The following is a 21168-nucleotide window of genomic DNA, read 5'->3' as shown; positions in this document are numbered from 1 at the left end:
AAGGATAAATATGAAGCTTTTTTTAGAAGAAAACAGAATATCATCAATTCTAAAAAATATTGAGATGCAGTCTGTTTGTAATGTGGAAACACTTGCAGGAAAGTTGAATGTGTCGTCAAAGACTATCCGAAATGATATTAAAGAATTGAATTGTCTTCTGGGAGGATATGCATGTATTAGCAGTCAAAAGGGTAATTATAAATTAATTGTTTTTGAGCAAAAAGGTTATAAAGAAATTCGAAACAAAATATATCAGCAGGATGATTTGTTTAATTCAGCACAGATCAGAATGGCTTATCTGTTCTGGCAGCTAATGGATGCTAAAGAACCATATCTTACAGATGATTTGTCTGAAGAGATGAAAGTTGCACGGACGACAACTATTGGTGACTTGAACAGGCTTCGTAAGATTATCGATAAATATCAGTTAAAGATTAAAGGAAAAGCTAATACAGGATTAACCTTGATTGGCGATGAACTGCAAATACGAATGTTCCTGATGGAAAATATTTATGAACAATTATATTTAAACTTTCCATTGGGACAAGTAGTAAGAGAAAAATTGTTTGAATTTCAAAAAAAGCTTTCTCTGGATGCTTTAGGATTTAGTTTTTTCTTCCGTTTTTTTGTTGTTATGATACATCGGATGGAAAGTGGACACCTAATAACCAATTTAGAAGATAAGTATTTGGAATTATATCAAAATCAGGCATATGAAATCGTAGATGATTTTTTAAATGAGATAGAAAAAGTTAAAGGCTATAGTATACCAAAAGAAGAAAGGATTTTTCTATGTATTTCAGTGGCGGGAATGAGAACACCGGCAAACATAAAAGAAATTGAACAAAGAATTAATATTTCAGAAGATGTGGCAGAACTTATTATTGAGATGCTCGACAGAATTAAGTCAGAAATGAATGTAACGGTAATTGCCAATGAATTGTTTGATGATTTTGTGTATCATGTTTTTTTCATGATCAACCGGTTAAAATATGGGTTTCATATACATAATTCAATGACAGATGATTTTAAAGACAAATACAGTGTTGCTTTTAAGATGGCAGAAATAGGGAAAGAGGTTATTGAGGAGAGAGAAGGCATTAAGATAACGGAAGATGAAATGGCTTTTCTTGCAGCATATTTCGGAGTATTTTTGATTGAGCAGGAACCAGAACAAAAGAGATGTAAGATTGCGATTGTTTGTGGTTCAGGTAAGATCATTGGAAGATTGTTAGAAATTCAGTTGAAAAAATTATTTGATGTAGAACCTGAATTTGAGTTTTTCTATAACGGAAATTTTCAGGAAGATAAAAATGATCCTTTTGATTTTGTGGTTACAACAACAGAAATTGATATGGATACAAAAGCTCCTGTTATTTTTATGGAAGAAGTATTTGATAAAGAATATATTCAAAGAAAATTTGAGAACATTAAATATCTGTCTGATGCAGGAAGAGATATCCGGAGAGGAATTGATTCTCTTTTCTTAAATCTATTAGATGATGGAAGCTTTTTTATACTGGATTCTCAAAAATCTTATGAAGAAAATGTTGATAGTATGGCTACAACTTTAATCATGCAGGGAGAGCTTGATAAGGATTTTGCAGAAAGAATTCATCAGAGAGAACAGTATTCAACAATGATTTTAGATCAGTATGTTGCGTTCCCTCATACAAAGAATATGTTAAATAAATTAACATTGGCATTAGGTGTATTTCCGGAGAAACTTACCGATGAAGAATATAAAGATGTAAAATTGGTTATTATGCTGGGGATTCCGGAAGAAATGGAGAATGACATGGTTCTTGTAAGACTTTATGATGATATTCTGACCGTAACAAAGGATTATCATATAATAGAAAAAATTCAAACAATGAAAAGCTACAGAGAATTATTATTGTATATTGCAGAAGAAAATAATATTTTTAGATAATGAAAAAGGAGGAAGAAGATGTCTTATTTTATGATCGTTGCAGTTGGCTTTTTTGTCGCATTAATGCTGCAGTTTTTGCTGCAGATGATTCAGATGAAAAGTTTTAACAAATATTATAGTAAGCTTCGGAAAATGGGAAGGGTTGCTATTGGTAAAGCAAAAGGTGGATTTTATGCTGGTGCTATTGTCATGTTTGCAATCGATCAGGACGGAATGATACTGGATGGCTGTTTTATGAGAGGATTTACAATGTTGGCAAAATTTAAAGAATGGAGTTTCTTTAACGGAGTAAATGTTGGATCTATTAAAAAAGAACATTGTAGTACCATCGGAGTATCGTTAAGAAGAGCTGTCTTAGACGCTTCTTCCAATTATAACACGATTATGAGTGGAGGCGAAATCTTAGAAAAACCGGGACTTTTAACGAGAATCGGAGATAAAATCTACGGTATAAATAAGAAAAAAGCCTGAATGAAAGGAGTTATTTTATGAATGCTATTATAAAAGCTGCGTCAGGATTTATGGGATTATTCGATACAGGAGCTGAAACTTTTATCAGCTGGGTGTCTGGAATTGTGCCAAAAGTATTGCTGCTGTTAATTTTGATGAATACAATTATTGCATTAATTGGACAGGATCGTGTCAATAAATTCGCAAAAGTTTGTTCCAAAAATGTTATTTTAGCATATGGTGTTTTACCATTCATTTCAGCATTTATGCTGGGAAATCCTATGGCATTATCTATGGGAAAATTTTTACCGGAGAGAATGAAGCCAAGCTACTATGCTTCAGCATCTTATCATTGTCATACAAATAGCGGTATTTTTTCTCATATTAATCCAGGTGAAATCTTTATTTATCTGGGAATTGCTCAGGGAATTCAGACTCTTGGCCTGGATATGACAGAATTAGGACTGCGTTATATGCTGGTAGGTCTGGTAATGAACTTTTTCTCAGGATGGGCAACTGATTTTACAACAAAGATTGTTATGAAACAGCAGGGCATTGAATTAAGTAATGAATTGAAATAGGAGCAAATCGTATAGGAGGAAAACTATGTCAGAATATAGAGCAATTACAATCAAACAAGGTAGCGGAGGGTTTGGTGGACCTTTAACTGTAAAACCGCAAGAGGGAAAAGATGTATTATTATATATTACAGGGGGTGGAGCTGAACCAGATATTTTACAGAAAATCGTAGAATTAACAGGATGTCGACCTGTAAATGGATTTAAAACAACAGTTCCAGAAGAAGAAATTTTTCTTGTAATCATTGACTGTGGTGGAACCCTTCGTTGTGGAATTTATCCTCAGAAGAGAATTCCAACGATCAATATTAACCCTGTTGGAAAATCTGGTCCAATGGCTAAGTATATAACAGAAGATATTTATGTTTCTGGAGTAACAAATAAAGAAATAGTATCTGCAGATGGAGAAGCCGAACCAATAAAGGAAGCAGCGCCTGCAAAAGAAGAAAAAGAATTTAAATATAGTGCAGATAAAAAGGTATCTGAAACTATGGGTGGATCTTCAAATTCAAGTATTATTCAGAAAATCGGTATGGGCGCAGGAAAAGTAGTTGCAACCTTTAACAGTGCCGCTAAAGAATCTGTAAATACAGTGTTACATACAATTCTTCCATTTATGGGATTCGTATCTCTTCTGATTGGTATCATTCAGGGATCTGGATTTGGAAACTGGTTTGCAAAACTTTTGCAGCCATTATGCGGAAATATTATTGGTTTAGTAATTCTTGGATTTATTTGTTCTATTCCGTTTTTAAGCTGTCTCCTTGGACCAGGAGCTGTAATTGCTCAGATCGTTGGAACTTTGATCGGTGTTGAAATTGGAAAAGGAAATATTGATCCAAGTCTGGCACTTCCAGCGCTGTTTGCAATAAATACACAGTGTGCATGTGACTTTGTTCCAGTAGGACTTGGTCTTGCAGAAGCAGATCCGGAAACAGTAGAAGTTGGTGTTCCATCTGTATTATATTCAAGATTTATTACCGGTGTACCTAGAGTTTTGGTTGCTTTTGTAGCAAGTTTTGGACTTTATAGTAAATAATAAATTAAGTTAAAAGAAAGGAAAATAGTATGATGTATCAGGTAACGATTAAAGGAAAAGGAGCTATGGTTGATGCGTTTTGTGGCGAAGGTATCTTTGTTACATTTGGTGATAATGCTCCGGACACACTAAAAGATTTTTGTTATTCTATTGATGTGGCCCCGGTAAATGGAGAAGTAAAACCAGGCTGCAAACTTGTTATTGATGGAAAAGAATTTGAAATTGTCAAAGTCGGAGAAGTTGCAAATGAAAACCTTGCAAATTTAGGACATGTTACATATAACTTTAATGGAATTGATGGAGAATGTCTTCCAGGAACAATCTGTGTTGAAAAGGCAGAGCTTCCGGCTCTTGATATCGGAAGCACCATTGCAATCGTTGAATAGGCTATTTTCCTGACTTAAAAGAAAATAAACATCTTTTATAGGCTGATGTAAATGTAGATGAGTTTTAATTATCTACTTTTCATCAGCTTTTTTATTACATAGGAAATTCCTTTGAATTTTCTATATAATAAAATCAATCCGCCAGGGGCTATGGGTTGTATTTTTTTCATACATTTAGTACAATAACAAAAGACGAAAAATTTAAGAATGACATGAAAAGGAGTGTTTATGATTCCTTTATTAACAGTAGTTGCTGTAGTTTTTTTTGTATCCGTTGTTACGGTGATGGTAATTGTCAGTAACATCGAGAATAAAAAACTTACAGTGGAGAATTATACAATTTCATCTATTAAGATTCCCAGATCCTTTGATGGATTCAGGATTGTTTTCTTGACGGATTTGCATTGTAATGAATTTGGAACAGACAATTCACGATTGATCGCGAAAATTGATCAATGTTGCCCCAACTTGATTTTAGTAGGTGGTGATATGGTTGTTGGAAAAGAGAATCAGTCTACAGATGTTCCGTTGAGGCTGATGAGAAATCTGGCAGAAAAATATCTGGTTTATTATGCTGATGGGAATCATGAGATGAAACTGATGCGCAATGAAGAAATATTTGGCCTCCGGTATAAAGAATATGTTCATCAGCTGAAAGAGTATGGTGTCCAGCATATTTCCAATGAGACAATTGTATTGGAGCAGGATGGAGGATATATTTCACTGACAGCATTAGATCTGGACAAAAGGTTTTACCAGAGGTTCCGGATTCCAGATATGACCAGGGAAGATATAGTGGAAGTGATTGGGAAAGAACCGGATAGGTTATTTCGGATTCTTCTTGCACATAATCCAAACTATTTTAAAGCATATGCCCAGTGGGGAAGTGATGTTGTTCTTTCAGGACATTTTCATGGAGGAATGATTCGTATACCGGGCATTGGCGGAGTTATTTCGCCACAATTTCAGCTGTTTCCCAAATATGATGCAGGAGAATATCACCTGGGAGACAGTACAATGATTTTAAGTCGGGGACTTGGAAATCATTCTATTAAACTGCGCTTATTCAATAAACCGGAGATATCCTGCATTATATTAAAAAGACAGGAGAATGCAGATGGCAATTGATGTTAAATTGAATGTATTTGAGGGTCCTTTGGATCTTCTTCTTCATTTAATAGAGAAAAACAAAGTTGATATTTATGATATTCCCATTTCGGAAATTACAGAACAGTATTTAGATTATATCCGGGAGATGGAAGAGGAAGATCTGGATGTTATGAGTGAGTTTCTTGTGATGGCAGCGACACTTTTGAAAATCAAGGCCAAGATGCTTCTTCCTGTACAGGAAGAAGAAGGAGAAGAGGGCGATCCGAGAGAAGAACTTGTACGCAGATTGATAGAATATAAGATTTATAAATATGCAGCCTGTGAGCTTAATAAGCAAAAGGAAGAAGCCGGGAAAAGTTTCTTTAGAGAGCAGCAGATTCCCGAAGAGGTGGTTGCCTATCGGGAACCAATAGACCCTTCGCAGGTTATTGGAGATGTGACACTGGAAAAACTTGGGGAGATTTTTCAGTTTGTTATGCGAAAACGTGAGAATAAGGTGGATCCTATCCGAAGTAATTTTGGTGAAATCCAGCAGGAAGAGATTAAACTGGAAGATAAGATTTATCAGGTGGAAATGTTTATTATACAGCATGGAGAGATCAGCTTTTTGGAATTACTGGATAGTCAGAAATCTAAAGAAGAAGTTGTGGTAACATTTCTATCGATTTTAGAATTAATGAAAATGGGGAAAATCCATGCCAATCAGGATTGTATTGGTGGAGATATTATAATAAAGACATTGGAGTAATTGAAAGAATGAAGCAAAAACAGGGGATGATTGAAGGCATTTTATTTTCTATGGGAGGAACAGTGTCAAAAAAGCAGCTGCTAGATGCCCTTGAGATAAATGAAGATGTACTTACATATCTAATAGATCAATTGAAAAAAGAATATGAAAGACAAGAAAGAGGAATCCGGATTTTAGAGTTAAATGATGGATATCAGCTATGTACAAAAACGGAATATTATGAGCAGCTGATTAAAATAGTAAAACATCCTAAAAAACCGAAACTTACAGATGTTATGCTAGAAACATTATCAATCATTGCTTATAAGCAACCGGTGACCAAACAGGAAATAGAAGCTATTCGCGGTGTGAAATGTGATCATCCGGTGAATAAGCTTTTGGAATATAATTTAATCTGTGAGGCCGGACGCCTGGATGCTGTGGGACGTCCGATTCTTTTTAAAACAACAGAAGAATTTTTACGATGCTTTGGTGTGTCATCAGTGAAAGAACTTCCGGTTATCCAAAAAGATAAAGTGGAAGATTTTAAAATGGAGGCACAGGAAGAAGTGAAATATGCTTTGGAAGAAGCAGAAAATGAAATGATGGAGGAGAAGTAGTATGGGTAAAATGACAGGAAATGAGTTTTTGGTAAAAGCACTTCAGGAAGAAGGTGTTGAAAAAATATTTGGTTATCCGGGGGCATGCGTTATTGATATATTTGACGAAATATATAAGCAGGATCAGATAGAGCTGGTTCTTCCAAGACATGAGCAGGGATTGATCCATGCGGCTGACGGATATGCAAGATCAACAGGAAAAGTTGGAGTCTGTCTTGCAACCAGTGGTCCTGGTGCGACCAATCTTGTAACAGGTATTGCTACAGCCAATTATGACAGTGTTCCTCTTGTATGTTTTACCGGACAGGTTGCAACCAGTCTGATTGGAAATGATACTTTCCAGGAAGTTGATATTGTTGGAGTAACAAGAAATATTGCAAAATTTGTAATTGTGGTTCGTAAAAGAGAGGATCTTAACCGCCTGATTAAGGAAGCTTTTTATATTGCACGTTCAGGAAAACCAGGTCCTGTACTTCTGGATCTTCCGAAAGATGTTATGGCAGAGCTTGGAAGTGATGAATATCCAGAAGAAGTTAATATTCGTGGATATAAACCAAATACAAAGGTTCATCATGGACAGATTATGAGAGCTATGGAGATGATCTACAAGGCAAAGAAACCATTATTTTTAATTGGTGGTGGAGCGAAGATTTCAGGATCAGCAGAAGAAATGACAAAATTGATGGAAATGCTGAAAATTCCAGTTGTAACTACAATTATGGGAAGAGGAACAGTGCCTACAAATCATCCATTATATTTCGGTAACATTGGTATGCATGGAAATTATGCGGCAAATGAAGCTGTTAACAATTGTGATCTGCTGATCTCCATTGGTACAAGATTTAATGACCGTATTACCGGCAAGCTGGGAACCTTTGCTTCAAAAGCAAAAATTATTCATATTGACATTGATACTGCCGCTATTTCAAAAAATGTTACAGTTGATGTACCGATTGTAGGAGATGCTAAAGAAGCAATTGAACTAATGTTAAATGTTGCAGAAAACGAGTCTTCTTGTGATACAGAGCGATGGCTGGAGACGTTGGATAGCTGGAATAGAAAAAATCCTCTTGTGATGGAGGAAAAAGATAAACTGATACCAAAACAGATTATTGATGCAATTAACCAGTTTTATACGGAACCAATCGTAACAACAGATGTTGGACAGAATCAGATGTGGACAACTCAGTTTCTTCAATTGTTTGGACAACGTCAGATGCTAACATCCGGAGGTCTTGGTACAATGGGTTATGGATTGCCAGCGGCTATTGGTGCAGCTATTGGAAATCCAGGAAGAGAAGTTGTAGCTGTTTGTGGTGATGGTGGATTTCAGATGAATTCTCAGGAAATTGCAACAGCGGTAATCCAGGAACTACCTATTACAGTGTGTATTTTAAATAATGGATATCTTGGAATGGTGCGGCAGTGGCAGGATCTGTTTTACGGAAAGAAATACGCTGGTACATGTTTAAGAAGAAGAAAAAGCTGTGAACATTTCTGTGGCAATCGTAATGCAGAATGCCCTCCTTATACTCCGGATTTTGTAAAGCTGGCTGAAAGTTATGGTGCACAGGGAATTCGGGTATTTAATAAAGAGGAAATAATCCCTGCGTTTGAAAAAGCAAAAGAAAAGAAAGATGGTCCAACGATTATTGAATTTATTATAGAAGATGAAGAACTGGTTATGCCGATGGTAAAACCAAATGGATCAATTACAGATTTGATCATGAGTCGATAGGAGGGGAAAAGATGAAAAGAAAATGGTTATCTTTATTTGTTGAGAACCGTGTAGGTGTTCTTGCAAGAATTTCTGGTTTATTCTCAGGAAAATCATACAATATTCATAGTCTTACAGTTGGAGAGACAGAAGATCCAACTATGTCACGTATGACAATCTGTACAGATGCAGATGATAAAACATTTGAACAGATAAAAAAACAGCTCAACAGAAGTGTAGAAGTAATTAAGGTTATAGATTATACAGATGTTTCAATTAGAACCAAGGAGATTATGTATATAAAGGTAAAAGGAATTACTGAACGTCAAAGAGCTGAAATTTTTCAGATGGCAGAAGTCTTTCGTTTCCTGATCAAAGACATGGATAAAGATAGCGTATTAATAGAAGCAGTTCGTACCGAAACAAAAAATGATTCAATTTTAAAAGTATTTAAAGATCGTTTTACTAATATTGAAGTTGTACGCGGTGGTCCGGTTGCAATTGAATGCATCAGTATGCAGGATCGGTAAAAGAGAGCAGTTTTCTGCTCTTTTTTTATTACATAGAAAATTCTTTTGAATTTCCTATGTAATAAGAAATGTTCCGCACGGATGTGCAAAGGAAAGACTTTGTTACACTAAAATATATATTTGCATATGAAAAGATGTTTTGTTATTTTTTTCACGAAAATATTGCAGGAATTATGGACTAATGGGAGGAATTTATTAATTGATAAAAAAATATTTATCAATGAAAGCAAATTGTGTTAAAAAAAATACAATCTGGCATGAATGGTGTATACACTTAAAAACCGCGTTTTTATGCGATTTTTTTATATGTAAGATAATTCTTCGTAGCCTTTTCTTAAATTATTAATTGAAATGAAATAAAGATTGTGATACTATTAACATATCGGTGGTAATACCACCCCAGCACAATAATCATATTTATGGAGGAGAATTGATATGGCAAAGAAAGTAGTTATTGCGGGTGCATGTCGTACAGCTATTGGTAAAATGGGCGGAGCATTAAGCACAACTCCAGCACCAGTTTTAGGATCTATCGTTATTAAAGAAGCTCTTAACAGAGCAGGCGTTCCAGCTGATCAGGTTGATCATGTATATATGGGATGTGTAATCCAGGCAGGATTAGGGCAGAACGTAGCTCGTCAGGCATCCATTAAAGCAGGACTTCCAATCGAAGTACCAGCAGTTACAGTTAACGTTGTTTGTGGTTCAGGACTGAACTGTGTAAATATGGCTGCACAGATGATTCAGGCAGGAGATGCTGATATCGTTGTTGCAGGTGGAATGGAAAACATGTCAATGGCTCCATATGCATTAATGAATGCACGTTTTGGATATCGTATGAACAATGGAGTTGCTGTTGATACAATGGTAAATGACGCATTAACAGATGCATTTAACAACTACCATATGATGATTACAGCAGAAAATGTTGCAGAACAGTGGGATCTGAAACGTGAAGAATTAGATGCATTTGCAGCTTCATCTCAGCAGAAAGCTGTAGCAGCTCAGGAAAGCGGAAGATTTAAAGATGAAATCGTTCCAGTTGAAGTTAAATCAAGAAAGAAAACAATCATTGTTGATACAGATGAAGGACCAAGAGCAGGAACAACAGCAGAATCTTTATCAGGATTAAGATGCTGCTCAGGAAAACCTGATGGTGTTGTTACAGCTGGTAATGCATCAGGAATCAATGATGGTGCAGCAGCAGTTGTAGTAATGAGTGAAGAAAAAGCTAAAGAATTAGGAGTAACTCCTATGGCTACATATGTAACAGGAGCACTTGGTGGTGTTGATCCTAAGATCATGGGTGTTGGACCAGTTGCATCTACAACAAAAGCTTTAGCTAAAGCAGATTTAACAATTGATGATATGGATTTAATCGAAGCAAATGAAGCTTTTGCAACACAGTCTTTAGCAGTTGCAAGAGATCTGAAATTTGATATGAGTAAAGTAAACGTAAACGGTGGAGCTATTGCTCTTGGACATCCTGTAGGAGCTTCTGGATGCCGTATTCTTGTTACACTGCTTCATGAAATGCAGAAGAGAGACGCTAAGAAAGGTCTTGCTACTCTGTGTATCGGTGGTGGAATGGGTTGTACAACAATCGTTGAAAGAGACTAATTTCAGGAAAGGAGAATTCTAAGATGGAATTCGTTACATATGAACAGGATGGTTTTGTAGGTATTGTTACAATCAATCGTCCTAAAGCATTAAATGCATTAAATAGTACAGTATTAAAAGAAATCGAAGCAACATTTGACGCTATCGATTTAGATGCGACAAGAGCTGTCATCTTAACAGGTGCAGGAGAAAAATCTTTCGTAGCTGGTGCTGATATCGGAGAAATGAGCACATTAACAGTTGAAGAAGGAGAAGCTTTTGGTAAAGTAGGTAATGATGTATTCCGTAAGATCGAAACATTCCCTATTCCTGTAATTGCTGCAGTAAATGGATTTGCATTAGGTGGAGGATGTGAAATCTCCATGAGTTGTGATATCAGACTTTGCTCTGATAATGCAATCTTTGGACAGCCTGAGGTAGGTCTTGGAATTACACCTGGATTCGGTGGAACTCAGAGACTTGCACGTTTAGTAGGGGCTGGAAAAGCAAAAGAAATGATTTACACAGCATTCAATATCAAAGCTGACGAAGCATTAAGAATCGGTCTTGTAAATGCAGTATATCCACAGGCTGAATTAATGGATGCAGCTAAAAAGATGGCTGCTAAGATTGCTAAAAATGCACCAATTGCAGTTCGTGCATGTAAAAAAGCAATTAACGAAGGTTTAGATGTAGATATGGATCAGGCAATTGTTATTGAAGAAAAAGCTTTTGGAAGCTGTTTTGAAACAGAAGATCAGAAAGCTGGAATGGAAGCATTCTTAAATAAAACAAAAGTTGAAGGATTCAAAAATAAATAGTAAGTCATATGGTTAGGAAATTCCTGCCGGATATCCGGCAGGATAACCATTTTAAATTTTATTAATTTTCAGGAGGAATTACGATGAAAGTTGGAGTTATCGGTGCTGGAACAATGGGTGGCGGAATTGCCCAGGCATTTGCACAGACAGAAGGTTATGAAGTATGTCTTTGTGATATCAATGATGAATTTGCTGCAAACGGAAAAGCAAGAATTGCAAAAGGATTTGAAAAACGTGTTGCAAAAGGTAAAATGGATCAGGAAAAAGCTGATGCAATTTTAGCTAAAATTACAACTGGAACAAAAGAAATCTGTGGAGATTGTGATTTGATCGTAGAAGCTGCAATCGAAAACATGGAAATCAAAAAACAGACATTCAAAGAATTACAGGAAATCTGTAAACCAGAAGCAATCTTTGCTACAAATACATCTTCTTTATCTATTACAGAAATTGGTGCAGGACTGGATCGTCCAATGATCGGTATGCATTTCTTTAACCCAGCTCCAGTTATGAAGCTTGTTGAAGTTATTGCTGGTATCAATACACCACAGGAAACAGTAGATAAGATCATTGCAATTTCTGAAGAAATCGGAAAAACACCTGTACAGGTTGAAGAAGGTGCTGGATTCGTAGTAAACAGAATCTTAATCCCAATGGTAAACGAAGCAATCGGAATTTATGCTGATGGTGTTGCATCTGTTGAAGGTATTGATACAGCAATGAAACTTGGTGCAAATCATCCAATGGGACCTTTAGCTTTAGGTGATTTGATTGGATTAGATGTATGCCTGGCTATTATGGAAGTTCTTTATGCAGAATTTGGTGATCCAAAATATCGTCCTCATCCATTATTAAGAAAAATGGTTCGTGGAGGATTATTAGGACGTAAAACTGGTAAAGGATTCTATGATTACAGCAAGTAATTATGAAATTTATGGAGGAATAAAGAATGGATTTCACATTAAGTAAAAAACATGAAATGGCTAGAACTCTGTTCAAAGAGTTTGCTGAAAACGAAGTTAAGCCTCTTGCACAGGAAACTGATGAAAATGAACAGTTCCCAGTGGAAACTGTGAAAAAAATGGCTAAAAACGGCTTCATGGGTATTCCAGTTCCTAAAGAATATGGCGGACAGGGATGTGACCCTCTTACATACGTTATGTGTGTAGAAGAATTATCAAAAGTTTGTGGTACAACAGGTGTAGTTGTATCTGCTCATACTTCTTTATGTATCGATCCTATCATGACATATGGTACAGAAGAACAGAAACAGAAATATGTTCCAGATTTAGCTTCTGGTAAAAAATTAGGTGCTTTCGGTCTGACAGAACCTGGTGCTGGTACAGATGCTCAGGGACAGCAGACAAAAGCTGTTTTAGATGGTGATGAATGGGTAATTAACGGATCTAAATGTTTCATCACAAACGGTAGCTATGCAGACGTTTATATCGTAATCGCTGTAACAGGTGTAGTTGAAAAACGTGGAAGAAAGATGAAAGAAATCTCTGCATTCATCGTTGAAAAAGGAACACCAGGATTCACATTCGGAACAAAAGAAAAGAAAATGGGTATCCGTGGATCAGCTACATATGAATTAATCTTCGAAGACTGCCGTATTCCAAAAGAAAACCTGTTAGGAAAACAGGGAAGAGGATTTGGTATCGCAATGCATACTCTTGATGGTGGACGTATCGGTATCGCTTCTCAGGCTCTTGGACTTGCAGAAGGTGCTCTTGAAAGAACAATCGAATATGTAAAAGAAAGAAAACAGTTCGGACGTTCTATTGGACAGTTCCAGAATACACAGTTCCAGTTAGCTGACATGGCTACAAAAGTAGAAGCAGCTAAGAACTTAGTATACAAAGCTGCAATGGCAAAAGCTACACAGAAAGTTTACAGTGTAGAAGCTGCTATGGCTAAATTATATGCAGCAGAAGTTGCTATGGAAGTAACAACAAAAGCTGTTCAGTTACATGGTGGTTACGGATACATCAGAGAATACGATGTAGAACGTATGATGCGCGATGCTAAGATCACAGAAATCTACGAAGGAACATCTGAAGTTCAGCGTATGGTTATTTCTGGAAACTTATTGAAATAAGGAGGGTACATACCGTGAAGATAGTTGTTTGTGTAAAACAGGTACCAGATACAAAAGGTGGAGTTAAATTTAACCCAGATGGTACATTAGACAGAGGTGCAATGCTTACTATCATGAACCCAGATGACAAAGCTGGACTGGAAGCAGCACTTAGATTAAAAGAAGAACATGGAGCAGAAGTTACAGTTGTAACAATGGGACTTCCAAAAGCTGATGAAGTTCTTCGTGAAGCAATGGCAATGGGAGCTGACAAGGGAATCCTTGTAACAGACAGAGTTTTAGGAGGAGCTGATACATGGGCTACATCCACAACTCTTGCTGGTGCTATCAGAAACCTTGACTATGATCTGATCATCACAGGACGTCAGGCAATTGATGGAGATACTGCTCAGGTAGGACCACAGATTTCTGAACATCTTGATATCCCTGTAATCTCTTATGCAGAAGATATCAAAATTGAAGGAGACAGTGTTATCGTACAGCGTCAGTATGAAGACAGATATCATGTATTAAAAGCTAAAATGCCATGTCTGGTTACAGCATTAGCTGAATTAAATGAGCCACGTTACATGACACCAGGTGGAATCTTTGATGCATATGATGCAGAAGTAACTGTTTGGGGAAGAAAAGACCTGAAAGATGTAGATGATTCTAACATTGGTCTTGCTGGATCTCCTACTAAGATTGCAAAAGCATCTGACAAAGTAAGAAAAGGTGCTGGAGAAAAAGTTACACTTGATCCAGAAGAAGCAGTAGATTATATCATGGATAAATTAGCTGAAAAACATGTAATTTAGTAAAAAGGAAAAGTGGTGAATAAAATGGGTTTAGAAGAATATAGAGGAGTATTTGTCTTTGCACAGCAGGTAGACAACGAATTAAGCGGCATCGCTTTTGAATTACTTGGCAAAGCAAAAGACTTGGCAAAAGACTTAGATACAGACGTAACAGCTGTTCTGGTTGGTTCTGATGTAAAAGGACTGACAGGAGATCTTGCAAAATACGGTGCAGATAAAGTTATCGTAGTAGATGATCCAGAATTAAAAGAATACAGAACAGAACCATATACACATGCATTGGCATCTGTAATCAATGAATTCAAACCAGAAATCATGTTAGTAGGTGCAACAGCAATCGGACGTGACCTTGGACCTCGCGTATCTGCAAGAGTTCAGACAGGTCTGACAGCTGACTGTACAGTTCTTGAAATTGGTGATTTCCCATTAGTAGCAATCCCAGGAAAAGAACAGAAACACAATCAGTTATTAATGACTCGTCCAGCATTCGGTGGAAATACAATCGCAACAATCGCTTGTCCAGACAACCGTCCTCAGATGGCAACTGTACGTCCAGGTGTAATGCAGAAGATTGATCCGATCGAAGGAGCTGAAGCAGAAGTTATCGAATACAATCCAGGATTTACTCCAGATAACAAATATGTTGAAATCATGGAAGTTGTAAAATCTGTTTCTGAAACAGTTGACATTATGGATGCTAAGATTCTTGTATCTGGTGGACGTGGTGTTGGTGAAGAAGGATTCGGAATGTTAAAAGAACTGGCAGAAGTACTTGGAGGAGAAGTAAGCTGCTCTCGTGCTGTTGTAGATAACGGATGGCAGCCAAGAGATATCCAGGTAGGACAGACAGGAAAAACTGTACGTCCAAACGTATACTTCGCTATTGGTATTTCAGGAGCAATCCAGCACGTAGCAGGTATGGAAGAATCTGATATCATCATTGCAATTAACAAAGATGAAACTGCACCAATCTTTGATGTAGCTGATTATGGAATCGTTGGAGATTTAAATAAAATCGTTCCAGCACTTACAGAAAAGTTAAAAGCAGTTGTTAAATAATCAACTTTTTGAATTTAATCCTTATAGTCCTGCGGTTTTCCGCAGGACTATTTATTTATATTAAATAATAAAACATCTGGTATATAGTATGACCAGATATCTGCAAAACATAATCCAGTAAAATGATATAAAATATATTAATAAATGTTGCTGTTTAAGAACAGATAATTGACAAAAAGAGTTTAATATGATAGCATGATTAAGTAGAGATTTTCATATATATTCATTGGCAAACTTATTGAAAGATAAGGACGCAAAGCCATAAGGGTCTAAGGTTATTAACTATGACAGCCGGTTGCCACATTATTGATGATGTGAATGGATATTTATTATATCTTGATAAGGTAGCCATCACTAGGAGTAATCCAAGGGATGGATTTTTTTTACCAGGAAGGTAGAGAGATTTAATGATACCAAATGATAAGACTATGGCTGAGTGATCATATGGAATTTGTTTAATATTCCTCGGGTCCTAAATCTTTTTTTGAAGATGTTCTTAAGGGAACAGGCCATGAAGTATCTGTCACATTTCTACAAATAAGCGGGAGTTTAGGGGAATCAACCATATACATCGGGAAGCCATGGAGTAGGGAACCATGGCTTCTTCAATTGTTAATATGAATTATATGATTGCGTGTAAAAGATAAAAGGAGAGGTGTAAAATGATAAAAATACAGCGAGATGATATTATTATCAGGAAAGGTATTTTGCATATATTAGACAGTCATAATGGTTACCTTGGATTATCCAATGACTTGCTGGATATGGGGCCAGATTTAATGGAATTTGTCAGAGGTCATATTTTTAAGATTCTTGAAAGTGATGATACAAAAAAATGTCAATTTGATGGAAGTATCTCTCCAGTGCTGAGTCTTCTGGAGACTATGGAAGAAACCGATGATGAGAGTTTTGTTGAGGCAACTAGAGTATTAGCGGAAAATCTTTTTGATATTATGTGTGATAGCATAACTATTCCTGCTGCAGATTTATTGTGTGTAACATTTCAGGTGCAAAGTGTAGTTCATCTTGCGTTATTGAAGATGAATTATAAAGTAACATACATACATAAACAGGATGAAAATGATGTTAATGATATTGTAAAACAGAGGGTAATGCCGACAGATTCGGCAAAATTGACGGAAGCCGTGATTATTGATCTGATGGAGTATAAGGTAAAACTTGTTGAAAAGAAATATGAAATGTTAAATGGAGACAAGATTAACTATCTGTCAGAACGGTTTTTGCAATGTTATGCTGAAATGGCCCCAAAGAAAAAGTTTCAGATTTTAAATAAAGTAATTAATGACATTAATAATCGTTATCCTGAGGATGGTGTTGCAAAGCGTCTGGAAGCTAAGAGCCGATTAAGGAATGAATTTGAAGAAAATCAGGCATTTAAAGTCAGTGAGATTGGAGATAAGTTATTTGGAGATCATCAGGGAAAGAAGCAGGAATTTGATGAGAAAATTGAACGATATGAAATGCAATATGATACTTTTACAGTAGCAAAAGAGAATACTGTACGAAAGCTGGAATATCAGATGATAGAAACTGATACAGGAATTGAGATAAAGATTCCAATGGAAGAATATAATACAAAAGACAATATAGAAATTGTTGAAGAGCCTGGTGGTGGAAGTACCATTATTATTAAAAATATTGAACAAGTAAAAATAAAATAAGGATGATATCCATCCTTATTTTATTTTTACATGAATTTAAGAAAAATCCAGCTTATTTATGATGGATTTTAAAGTTTTTGCAGATTCTTCTAATTGTTTTTGCTCCTGATGATTTAATTCAATCTCAAGAACTTGTGCTGAGCCTGTGCGATTTACAATTGACGGGATACTAAGATATAAATCTTCAAGACCATACTGACCTGTTAACAGGCTTGAAACAGGAAGTACAGAATTTTTGTTTCTTATAATACTTTCGACAATGTGACCAATTGCCATGGCAACGCCATAATATGTGGCTCCTTTTTTGTCTATAATATGATAAGCACTGTTTTTAACATTTTGATAGATTTCATCCATAGCATCCTGATGATTGTAATATCCTCGTAATTCGCAAAAATCATGTATTGGAATCCCTGCTATATTAGCACCACTCCAAACGGCTAGTTCGCTATCTCCATGTTCTCCTATAATGAAAGCATGGATGCTATCTGTATCAACTTCCAGATGTTCACTGAGTAGATAGCGGAAACGGGCAGAATCAAGAACCGTTCCAGAGCCAAACACCCGATTACTTGGAAAACCGGACAGACGATATGCTGTGTAAGTAAGAATATCTACAGGATTCGCAACAATAAGAAGAATACCTTCATAGTTTCTTTTTGTAATTTCCGGGATAATGGATTTAAATATTTTTACATTTTTCTGGACAAGGTCTAGACGAGTTTCATTTGGTTTTTGGTTTGCACCAGCGGTAATGATGATAATAGAACAGTCGATAATGTCATCATAGGAACCAGAATAAATTTTTGCTGTATCAACATAAGGTCTTCCATGGCTTAAGTCCATGGCTTCACCTTGTGCTTTATTATGATCAACATCAATTAAAACCAGTTCACTGAATAATCCCTGGTGCATAAGACTAAAAGCGGTTGTTGCACCGACAAAACCACACCCTATGATGGCTGCTTTTCTTGAATTTAACATAAAGATGCCTCCTTTTCTCCATGTTATTATTATGAAAAAAAGGAGGCATAGATATACATAAAATATGTTTTGGGCTATTTAAGATTATTTGTTAGATCTTCTCCAGATGTTAGCAGCTTCAGCATCTTTGATCAGCTGATCTCTGAAATCAGGATGAGCAATACTGATTAATGCTTCAGCACGTTCCCATGTGGATAATCCTTTTAAGTTTACCATACCATACTCAGTGACAATGTAATGAGAATTTGCGCGTGTATCTGTAACAATAGAACCATTATGTAATGTAGGGAGAATTCTTGAGAATGTTTCTCCTTTTTTATTTGTGAATGTTGAAGATAAACATACAAAACTCTTTCCACCTTTAGATAAGTATGCACCCATTACAAAATCAAGCTGTCCGCCTGCACCACTGATTTGTCTAATTCCTGAAGATTCAGAACTAATCTGTCCATAAAGGTCAACATCAACAGCATTGTTAATGGAAATGAAATTGTCTAAAGATGATACAGTAGCAATACTGTTGGTATAATCAACAGGTGCACTCATGCAGGCAGGATTATTGTCAATATAGTCATAAAGTTTCTTTGTTCCTGCAGCAAATGCATATGTCTGACGATAACGGTCAATGTTTTTGTTTGCACCGGTTATTTTTCCCGCTTTTGCAATATCAACAAAAGCATCAACGTACATTTCGGTATGAACACCAAGATCTTTTAAGTCAGATTCAGCAATCATTGAACCAACAGCATTTGGCATACCACCAATACCTAACTGAAGGCAGGCACCATTAGGAATCTGTTCAACGATTAATTTAGCCACTGCCTTATCAACATCAGTAGCGGCTCCACCACCACCCATTTCAGCAATAGCAGGATTATCTCCTTCTACAATCATATCAACTTTTGAAATATGAACACCTTCTTCAAAACCACCAAGGCAGCGAGGCATATTTTCATTAACTTCTACAATAACACAGTCAGCTTTTTCAAGCATTGCAGCTAAATGAGATGCACTAGGTCCAAAATTGAAATATCCGTGCTCATCCATAGGAGCAACCTGCATCATTGCAACATTTGTTCTAGGAAGACAGTTGCGGTAATAACTTGGAAGTTCTGAATAACGAATTGGTGCATAGAAAGAGAATCCTTCGTTAATCCATTTTCTCTCCAGACCGGACATATGCCAGGAATTCCATGTAAAATGATCAGCAGGATTTTCAATCTGGGTAATTGCCAGAGGCCACATGATAATTCCACCGTGAATCTGAATATTTTCCAGTTCAGGCATACGTTCTGCAAGTGCTTTATCTAAAGCAACTGGTGTATTAACACACCACCCATATTCCAAACGATCTCCTGATTTAATAACTTTTACTGCTTCAGAAGCTGTAGTTAATTTCTTCTGATATTCTTGAGTAAATGACATAATGATTGTCCCTCCTAAATATAAAACAAAACTTTAAGTTTCTTTGATTAACCCAATATAATTATTTTAACATCATGGAAGATTAAAGACAAGTAAAATGTGAAAAATTTATCAATGTTCTAAAAAAAGAAACTGGAAAAAACTATGGTTATTTCAAGTTATTTGTATTATAATAATTTATTAGATTTAGGAGGTTAACTATGAAAGAGAAGAAATTAACATGGAAACACTATACAGGGATTGGTCTTGGTATTCTTGTAGTGATTTACTGCATAGTTGCTTTTTATTATAGCAAGAGTTTTGTGTGCGGAACAGAAATTAATGGTGTTGATGTATCAGGTCTTACAGTTAAAGAAGTTGTTGAAATCTTCGATAAAAAAGCAGAGACTTACAATCTTACAATAAAAGAACGAAAGAATCAAAAAGAAGTATTAACAAAGAATCAGATTCAGGCAAATTTTGAAGGGGCTGATGATATTCAGCTGATCAAAGACCAGCAGAATTCATTTATGTGGATTAAAGGTTTGCTGGGAGGGGAAAAATATAATGATGTTACAATGTTTTCCTATAATCAGAACACTTTCTTAAAAGCATACAAAAAGCTGAATTGTTTTAATGAGAAAAAGATTATAAAAATTGCAGATGCTAAACCGGTATACAAAGATGGTAAATTCATTATTCAAAAAGAAGAAGAAGGAACAGAGTTAAATCTGACACAGACGTCAAAGAAAGTGGATGAATATATTCGTGATGGAATCAGTACCATTGATCTTGAAAAGGAAAAATGTTATTACAATCCTGAATATACAAGCAAGAGTAAAGAAATTAAAGATCTTACAGAAAAAATGAATCAGGCAATTAAGGGAAGTATTACATACAAATTTGGAAAGAGGACAGTTGTACTTGATAAGAATACATATAATAAATGGATGAAGATTAAGAAAAATAAAGTAGAATATACCATTGATAAAAATTCAATGGAAAACTGGCTTTTGAAATTTATGTATAAATATAATACTCAGTATGGATGGCATAAATTTAAAACTCATGATGGGCGTGTTAAAAAAATTTATGGCGGCCCTTATGGATGGAGAATCAGTAAAGATAAGGAAGAAGCAGCAATTAAGAAGATGCTTCAAAATGGAACGAAAGAGACAAGAGAACCTTACTGGAGATCAAAGGGGAAAGTATACGATGGAATAAATGGTGATATTGGTGATACATATGTGGAAGTGGATATCAGCGCGCAGACTGTGTACTATTATAAAAATGGTAAACAGAAATTCGCAACTTCATGTGTAACAGGAAAGATGACAGCTGATCGTAAAACACCAGAATGTGTTGCATATATTCTTTACAAAGATCCTAGTGCAACATTAGTTGGTCAGGGATATAGTTCAGATGTAAAATACTGGATGCCGTTTATCGGAAATGTTGGATTCCATTCTGCACCATGGAGAAGTTCATTTGGTGGAAGTGAATATATTTCCAATGGATCTCATGGATGCGTAAATCTTCCTACGTATTCAGCATCAGCACTATATAATATGGTGGAAAAGGGAGACCCTGTTGTTGTATATTATTAATGGCAGTTAAGAAGAAAGGCTTCT

At 36.0% G+C, this 21168-nt stretch carries 20 protein-coding genes and 1 riboswitch; of the genes, 18 read left to right on the top strand and 2 right to left on the bottom strand.

The window, feature by feature from the left end; translation table 11 throughout:
* The first annotated feature begins 10 nt into the window (after positions 1-10).
* From BHF70_RS03280 to BHF70_RS03200, 17 genes are all read left to right on the top strand, one after another.
* Positions 11-1933 (top strand): BglG family transcription antiterminator, encoded by a 1923-nt coding sequence (locus BHF70_RS03280; RefSeq protein WP_075758939.1) that lies wholly within the window; start codon positions 11-13, stop codon positions 1931-1933.
* Between the two features lie 18 nt (positions 1934-1951).
* Positions 1952-2404 (top strand): transcriptional regulator GutM, encoded by a 453-nt coding sequence (locus tag BHF70_RS03275; RefSeq protein WP_230973570.1) that lies wholly within the window; start codon positions 1952-1954, stop codon positions 2402-2404.
* Positions 2405-2421: 17 nt separating this feature from the next.
* On the top strand, positions 2422-2964 hold the full coding sequence (gene srlA / locus BHF70_RS03270) for a PTS glucitol/sorbitol transporter subunit IIC (RefSeq protein ID WP_075758938.1): 543 nt from the start codon (positions 2422-2424) through the stop codon (positions 2962-2964).
* 25 nt (positions 2965-2989) lie between these two features.
* A complete protein-coding gene (srlE, locus tag BHF70_RS03265) occupies positions 2990-4000 on the top strand; it encodes a PTS glucitol/sorbitol transporter subunit IIB (RefSeq protein ID WP_075758937.1) in 1011 nt (336 codons plus the stop codon).
* Between the two features lie 29 nt (positions 4001-4029).
* Positions 4030-4386, top strand: coding sequence for a PTS glucitol/sorbitol transporter subunit IIA (locus BHF70_RS03260; RefSeq protein ID WP_075758936.1), 357 nt, complete (start codon positions 4030-4032; stop codon positions 4384-4386).
* A gap of 228 nt (positions 4387-4614) precedes the next feature.
* Positions 4615-5514: a metallophosphoesterase gene (locus BHF70_RS03255; protein ID WP_075758935.1), complete on the top strand. Its 900-nt coding sequence runs from the start codon at positions 4615-4617 to the stop codon at positions 5512-5514.
* The gene (locus BHF70_RS03250; protein WP_075758934.1) at positions 5504-6244 is read left to right on the top strand and encodes a segregation and condensation protein A; all 741 of its coding nucleotides are present in this window, start codon (positions 5504-5506) and stop codon (positions 6242-6244) included. Before BHF70_RS03255 ends, BHF70_RS03250 begins: the two co-directional genes overlap by 11 nt.
* An 8-nt stretch (positions 6245-6252) precedes the next feature.
* Entirely contained in the window at positions 6253-6843 is a 591-nt protein-coding gene (scpB, locus tag BHF70_RS03245; protein ID WP_075758933.1) for an SMC-Scp complex subunit ScpB, read from the top strand.
* Position 6844: 1 nt separating this feature from the next.
* Positions 6845-8581 carry a biosynthetic-type acetolactate synthase large subunit gene (gene ilvB, locus BHF70_RS03240; RefSeq protein WP_075758932.1) on the top strand — a complete coding sequence of 579 codons (1737 nt, stop codon included), beginning with the start codon at positions 6845-6847 and terminating at the stop codon, positions 8579-8581.
* Between the two features lie 11 nt (positions 8582-8592).
* A complete protein-coding gene (gene ilvN, locus BHF70_RS03235; protein ID WP_075758931.1) occupies positions 8593-9090 on the top strand; it encodes an acetolactate synthase small subunit in 498 nt (165 codons plus the stop codon).
* A 435-nt stretch (positions 9091-9525) separates the two neighbouring features.
* Entirely contained in the window at positions 9526-10710 is a 1185-nt protein-coding gene (locus BHF70_RS03230; protein ID WP_075758930.1) for an acetyl-CoA C-acetyltransferase, read from the top strand.
* A gap of 23 nt (positions 10711-10733) precedes the next feature.
* Positions 10734-11510, top strand: a complete 777-nt coding sequence (locus BHF70_RS03225) for an enoyl-CoA hydratase-related protein (RefSeq protein ID WP_075758929.1) — start codon at positions 10734-10736, stop codon at positions 11508-11510.
* An 83-nt stretch (positions 11511-11593) separates the two neighbouring features.
* Complete coding sequence (locus BHF70_RS03220; RefSeq protein WP_075758928.1) at positions 11594-12433, top strand: 3-hydroxybutyryl-CoA dehydrogenase; 840 nt, start codon at positions 11594-11596, stop codon at positions 12431-12433.
* Positions 12434-12459: 26 nt separating this feature from the next.
* Positions 12460-13611, top strand: coding sequence for an acyl-CoA dehydrogenase (locus tag BHF70_RS03215; RefSeq protein ID WP_075758927.1), 1152 nt, complete (start codon positions 12460-12462; stop codon positions 13609-13611).
* 14 nt (positions 13612-13625) lie between these two features.
* Positions 13626-14408, top strand: coding sequence for an electron transfer flavoprotein subunit beta/FixA family protein (locus BHF70_RS03210; protein ID WP_075758926.1), 783 nt, complete (start codon positions 13626-13628; stop codon positions 14406-14408).
* A gap of 24 nt (positions 14409-14432) precedes the next feature.
* On the top strand, positions 14433-15467 hold the full coding sequence (locus BHF70_RS03205) for an electron transfer flavoprotein subunit alpha/FixB family protein (protein WP_075758925.1): 1035 nt from the start codon (positions 14433-14435) through the stop codon (positions 15465-15467).
* Between the two features lie 218 nt (positions 15468-15685).
* Positions 15686-15770: riboswitch (cyclic di-GMP riboswitch) on the top strand.
* A 359-nt stretch (positions 15771-16129) separates the two neighbouring features.
* A complete protein-coding gene (locus BHF70_RS03200; protein WP_075758924.1) occupies positions 16130-17149 on the top strand; it encodes a nucleoid-associated protein in 1020 nt (339 codons plus the stop codon).
* A 36-nt stretch (positions 17150-17185) separates the two neighbouring features.
* Here the strand turns inward: BHF70_RS03200 and BHF70_RS03195 are convergent, their stop codons facing one another.
* Both BHF70_RS03195 and BHF70_RS03190 read right to left on the bottom strand, forming a co-directional pair.
* The gene (locus BHF70_RS03195; protein WP_075758923.1) at positions 17186-18133 is read right to left on the bottom strand and encodes an L-lactate dehydrogenase; all 948 of its coding nucleotides are present in this window, start codon (positions 18131-18133) and stop codon (positions 17186-17188) included.
* An 84-nt stretch (positions 18134-18217) separates the two neighbouring features.
* Positions 18218-19558: a butyryl-CoA:acetate CoA-transferase gene (locus BHF70_RS03190; protein WP_075758922.1), complete on the bottom strand. Its 1341-nt coding sequence runs from the start codon at positions 19556-19558 to the stop codon at positions 18218-18220.
* A gap of 200 nt (positions 19559-19758) precedes the next feature.
* On the opposite strand from BHF70_RS03190, the gene BHF70_RS03185 reads away from it, so the two are divergent.
* Entirely contained in the window at positions 19759-21144 is a 1386-nt protein-coding gene (locus BHF70_RS03185) for a L,D-transpeptidase family protein (RefSeq protein ID WP_075758921.1), read from the top strand.
* Positions 21145-21168 lie beyond the last annotated feature (24 nt).

Source organism: Anaerostipes sp. 494a, from assembly GCF_001940315.1.
Lineage (GTDB): Bacteria > Bacillota > Clostridia > Lachnospirales > Lachnospiraceae > Anaerostipes > Anaerostipes faecalis.
This window is presented reverse-complemented; position numbering and strand designations above follow the sequence as displayed.

What these genes read in the sequence shown, in the direction of transcription:
- BHF70_RS03260 (WP_075758936.1), top strand. Translation starts at nt 4,030, where the DNA reads ATGATGTATCAGGTAACGATTAAAGGAAAAGGAGCTATGGTTGATGCG.
- BHF70_RS03225 (WP_075758929.1), top strand. Translation starts at nt 10,734, where the DNA reads ATGGAATTCGTTACATATGAACAGGATGGTTTTGTAGGTATTGTTACA.
- srlA (WP_075758938.1), top strand. Translation starts at nt 2,422, where the DNA reads ATGAATGCTATTATAAAAGCTGCGTCAGGATTTATGGGATTATTCGAT.
- ilvN (WP_075758931.1), top strand. Translation starts at nt 8,593, where the DNA reads ATGAAAAGAAAATGGTTATCTTTATTTGTTGAGAACCGTGTAGGTGTT.
- BHF70_RS03220 (WP_075758928.1), top strand. Translation starts at nt 11,594, where the DNA reads ATGAAAGTTGGAGTTATCGGTGCTGGAACAATGGGTGGCGGAATTGCC.
- BHF70_RS03250 (WP_075758934.1), top strand. Translation starts at nt 5,504, where the DNA reads ATGGCAATTGATGTTAAATTGAATGTATTTGAGGGTCCTTTGGATCTT.
- ilvB (WP_075758932.1), top strand. Translation starts at nt 6,845, where the DNA reads ATGGGTAAAATGACAGGAAATGAGTTTTTGGTAAAAGCACTTCAGGAA.
- BHF70_RS03255 (WP_075758935.1), top strand. Translation starts at nt 4,615, where the DNA reads ATGATTCCTTTATTAACAGTAGTTGCTGTAGTTTTTTTTGTATCCGTT.
- BHF70_RS03215 (WP_075758927.1), top strand. Translation starts at nt 12,460, where the DNA reads ATGGATTTCACATTAAGTAAAAAACATGAAATGGCTAGAACTCTGTTC.
- BHF70_RS03280 (WP_075758939.1), top strand. Translation starts at nt 11, where the DNA reads ATGAAGCTTTTTTTAGAAGAAAACAGAATATCATCAATTCTAAAAAAT.
- BHF70_RS03200 (WP_075758924.1), top strand. Translation starts at nt 16,130, where the DNA reads ATGATAAAAATACAGCGAGATGATATTATTATCAGGAAAGGTATTTTG.
- srlE (WP_075758937.1), top strand. Translation starts at nt 2,990, where the DNA reads ATGTCAGAATATAGAGCAATTACAATCAAACAAGGTAGCGGAGGGTTT.
- BHF70_RS03275 (WP_230973570.1), top strand. Translation starts at nt 1,952, where the DNA reads ATGTCTTATTTTATGATCGTTGCAGTTGGCTTTTTTGTCGCATTAATG.
- BHF70_RS03195 (WP_075758923.1), bottom strand. Translation starts at nt 18,133, where the DNA reads ATGTTAAATTCAAGAAAAGCAGCCATCATAGGGTGTGGTTTTGTCGGT.
- BHF70_RS03185 (WP_075758921.1), top strand. Translation starts at nt 19,759, where the DNA reads ATGAAAGAGAAGAAATTAACATGGAAACACTATACAGGGATTGGTCTT.
- scpB (WP_075758933.1), top strand. Translation starts at nt 6,253, where the DNA reads ATGAAGCAAAAACAGGGGATGATTGAAGGCATTTTATTTTCTATGGGA.
- BHF70_RS03190 (WP_075758922.1), bottom strand. Translation starts at nt 19,558, where the DNA reads ATGTCATTTACTCAAGAATATCAGAAGAAATTAACTACAGCTTCTGAA.
- BHF70_RS03205 (WP_075758925.1), top strand. Translation starts at nt 14,433, where the DNA reads ATGGGTTTAGAAGAATATAGAGGAGTATTTGTCTTTGCACAGCAGGTA.
- BHF70_RS03230 (WP_075758930.1), top strand. Translation starts at nt 9,526, where the DNA reads ATGGCAAAGAAAGTAGTTATTGCGGGTGCATGTCGTACAGCTATTGGT.